Origin of the sequence: Nodosilinea nodulosa PCC 7104 (assembly GCF_000309385.1) — a bacterium.
Lineage (GTDB): Bacteria > Cyanobacteriota > Cyanobacteriia > Phormidesmidales > Phormidesmidaceae > Nodosilinea > Nodosilinea nodulosa.
Window position 1 is genome coordinate 134,809 of sequence record NZ_JH976538.1, and the last position, 3,472, is coordinate 138,280.

A 3,472-nucleotide genomic window follows, 5' to 3' on the forward strand; every position below is an offset into this window, starting at 1 on the left:
AACCCTCATGTGGGAGGCGACTGCCGACTCTGAGGTCGACGCGTTACGGCTCTCCCTTCAGGGCACTCGGCAACAATTTAATCACTTCCGACCCGAGTTTCTCCATCTCGCTCCATCCCAGCAACAGCGAGGCTACCAGGCCTTGTTAAGCGCTGTGCAAGAGCTGATTGTTCCCTTTCGCCCCAACCGTTCAGAACCCCGAGTCGTCAAACGTCGTCCCAAACCGTTCCCGAGAATGCAGGAACCCCGCTCAGTCCTGAAAGCTAAGCTGGTAGCTTGATAGGGCTTACGTCAGTGACATTCAGCTATATCTTGTTTTACTTCAAGTGCTATCCCACGTTCGACCTCGCTGGGCTGCTGTTTGACCTCGACCGTTCGCAGGCCAATCGCTGGATGCATCGCCTACAGCCCGTGCTCGAAGCCGCCTTGGGTCAGCAACTCGCCTTACCGAAACGAAAGCTAAGCAGCATGAGCGAGTTTGTCGAAGCCTTTCCAGAGGTCAAGCGAGTCATTATTGACGCCACTGAACGGCCCGTGCAGCGGGCCAAAGACAACGACAAGCAACGGGACGACTACTCAGGCAAGAAGAAGCGACATACACGCTCGCATCTGGCGCTGGTGGAACCGGACCGGAAGATACTCATCTTCAGTCATGCCTATGCGGGCCGTCACAATGACAAAGGCATCTTGAACCAGGAAGGGTGGGCCCAGTGGATACCCGATGAGGTGTCGATACAGGGTGACCTAGGCTTTTTCGGACTGCAGAACGAGGTGGTCAATGTCGAATTGCCTCACAAAAAGCCACGAGGAGGACAACTCAGCGACGAGCAGAAAGCTGACAATCGAGCGTTAGCCAGTCAGCGAGTGGTGTGTGAGCATTCGTTTGCCGGCCTCAAGCGCTACGGCATTGCCCATCAGGTCTATCGCAACCGGGTTGAGGGCTTTGATGACCGCTCGATGGTCACCGCTGCCGGGCTATGGAACTTTTATTTAGAGGCGGCATAGGGCGAGGACACAACATCACCACCCTCTTAACAACAACTGACCAATGACTCACTGTTTCACAACAACTCTATTACGTCCTCTGTCTTTCCCAACTTGAACCTGACCGCCAAAGCCATCCTCGGAGTTGGGTGAGATAGCTCCCCACCCGCTATAGATCAATGCCAGCATTCAGCGCCCTTGGGCAGCAGCACCAAGAACTCTGGCACCAAAACCAAGGGAAACAGCCGCTACTCAGCTGCAAACGCGTTTACCGATAGCGCTCAAGCAAACACCTCCCCATGCCCTTTAGAAGCGAAGCAGGAGCTGGACGGAGCCGGATCAAACATAACGGTGTACTGAGCTGAGGTGCTCAGCCGCCGCAGAGCATTCAAATGGGCATCAGCATCATTGCGCCGCCGAAAGCGGGCCACTGTGCGCCGCTGCATGTCGGGTAGGAGTTGAACAACGCACTAGGGATGGAGCAGCTGGTTGTAGGCCGTAGGTGCTCGTCCTTGGTCGGCAACAGATGACGAGTACTGCTGGTTCCCTAAGCGAGGATCTTCCTGCTCGCTGACAGCATCCCTTGGATAAGGCTGCACGCCCTCCCCGGCACTGGCAGCGCTGAGCCTCAACGCTTGCTCAATCTTGCCCAACTATCAAATGTCAAGTAGATAGGAGTCTGATGTGAATTTGGTGTGAATGGCGACGGGAATAGACAGTTATAGAAGCGCTTATTTGCCCTCTTTTAATCCCCTTTCGGGGATTGGCGCTATGCTGAGGCATTGATGCTGTGGGGGTGGACTATGACACCGCGATCGCGCTCACCGAAACTTACCTGGCCGAAAACCACCGAGCTGGTGGGCATCGAATTTTTGCTGCAAGCGGAGCAGGACTACGAGCTGTATTCGCAGTACACGATCGCTCTCCATGCCTGGTTTTTGCAGCAAATCCAAGCCTTTGACCCTGAGCTATCGGCAGCTCTGCACGATGGTGAGTCAGAGAAACCCTTTTCGATCACGGGGTTAGATGGGCAGTTTGTGGCCCACAGTCGCAATTTGCAAATCAAGCAGGGGCAGGTCTATCGCTGGCGAGTAAACGGGTTTTCTCAGGCGGCGGTGGTAGGGTTGGCCACCTGGCTCAAAAAGCTGCCTACCGAAATTGTGCTAAAAACAACGTCGCTGGCGGTGCAAGAGGTTCAGATTGCGCTGCCTGCCACCACATATAAGGCGCTAGGCAACGACTCGATTGAGGGCAGTTCGTTGAGCCTAACGTTTAGCAGTCCGACGAGCTTTCGACGGAAGGGCCACCACCTGCCAATACCCTGGCCGCGCAATGTATTTCACAGCTATCTGCGGCGGTGGAACTTGTTTTCGGGGCAGGATGTCCCTCAAGATGAGTTTTTAGACTGGATTGACGAGCACGTCATTATTCAGCGGCATCAGCTCCAGACGGTGAAAGTGGCGGCGGGCAAGCGTGGATCGGTGACGGGCTTTACGGGGGCGATCACCTACGGGTTAGATCGCAAGGCTCAGGAGAACTCTGATTTTTACCGCTTGTTTTTTGCCCTGGGGCGACTGGCTCCCTATTGCGGTACAGGGCATAAGACGACCTTTGGTTTGGGGCAGACGATGGCAGGGTGGCATTTGACACAGGTCAATGTGGAAACACCTTCGTCTCAGGCGTTGCTGGCGGAGCGGATAGGAGAATTGACGACGATCTTTCGGGAGCAGCGAAGACGTACAGGGGGCGAGCGGGCTCAGGCGATCGCGGAAAACTGGGCGACAATCTTGGCGCGACGGGAGCTAGGGGATTCGCTGCAAGATATTGCCCAAGATTTAGAGCTTTCCTACGAAACGGCGAAGACCTACAGCAAGCTGGCGCGGCCCACTGTGACAACAATAGATGAGACAGCTTAGCCAGTCCCAATTAGAGTAGAAGGAACGGTTATCCCGCATGTCAGACTCTATGCAATCGCAGCTCTTGAATCCTGAAAACAATGGGAAAGCCGCCCGTCTAGATCCCGAAGTTCTAGAAAAACCTGTCCGCCGTCAATTCACCGCCGCTTATAAGCTCGAGATGGTACAAGCTGCAGATCGGTGCACTGAGCTGGGTCAAATCGGGGCCTTACTGCGACGAGAAGGGCTGTACTCATCGCAGTTGAGTACCTGGCGCAACCAGCGACAACAGGGGCAACTGCAAGCGCTGGCCGATAATAAGCGGGGCTGCAAAGCCACAATTCCGCATCCGGTTCAACAAGAGCTGGCGCAATTGCGCCGAGAGAATCAACAGCTGCGCCACAAAATGCAGCAGGCCGAACTGATCATCGATATCCAAAAAAAAGCTTCGCAGCTAATGGGGGATCTCTCTGAGTCCTATCCATTGCGACGAGCCCGACTGAACCGTGCTGCTGAGACCCTGGCGCTCGACGTGGGCGTTGCCCCGGCTTGCCTGGCGTTAGGCGTCAGTCGAGCCACCCTGTATCGTCAGC

At 55.3% G+C, this 3,472-nt stretch carries 3 protein-coding genes and 2 pseudogenes; 4 read left to right on the forward strand and 1 reads right to left on the reverse strand.

Annotated elements, in window-relative coordinates; genetic code table 11:
* Positions 1-280: pseudogene (locus LEPTO7104_RS39600) on the forward strand (IS4 family transposase); the annotation flags it as partial.
* 14 nt (positions 281-294) lie between these two features.
* Positions 295-1,005, forward strand: a complete 711-nt coding sequence (locus tag LEPTO7104_RS0128885; RefSeq protein WP_017302062.1) for a transposase family protein — start codon at positions 295-297, stop codon at positions 1,003-1,005.
* Between the two features lie 260 nt (positions 1,006-1,265).
* Here the strand turns inward: LEPTO7104_RS0128885 and LEPTO7104_RS41345 are convergent, their stop codons facing one another.
* Positions 1,266-1,430, reverse strand: a complete 165-nt coding sequence (locus LEPTO7104_RS41345) for a hypothetical protein (RefSeq protein WP_196358197.1) — start codon at positions 1,428-1,430, stop codon at positions 1,266-1,268.
* Positions 1,431-1,787: 357 nt separating this feature from the next.
* Here LEPTO7104_RS41345 and cas6 point away from each other — a divergent pair, with 357 nt between their 5' ends.
* Together cas6 and LEPTO7104_RS41970 are read left to right on the forward strand one after the other, a co-directional pair.
* Positions 1,788-2,900 carry a CRISPR-associated endoribonuclease Cas6 gene (gene cas6 / locus LEPTO7104_RS0128890; protein WP_017302063.1) on the forward strand — a complete coding sequence of 371 codons (1,113 nt, stop codon included), beginning with the start codon at positions 1,788-1,790 and terminating at the stop codon, positions 2,898-2,900.
* Positions 2,901-2,949: 49 nt separating this feature from the next.
* A pseudogene (locus LEPTO7104_RS41970) lies at positions 2,950-3,472 on the forward strand (helix-turn-helix domain-containing protein); the annotation flags it as partial.

What these genes read in the sequence shown, in the direction of transcription:
- LEPTO7104_RS41345 (WP_196358197.1), bottom strand. Translation starts at nt 1,430, where the DNA reads ATGCAGCGGCGCACAGTGGCCCGCTTTCGGCGGCGCAATGATGCTGAT.
- cas6 (WP_017302063.1), top strand. Translation starts at nt 1,788, where the DNA reads ATGACACCGCGATCGCGCTCACCGAAACTTACCTGGCCGAAAACCACC.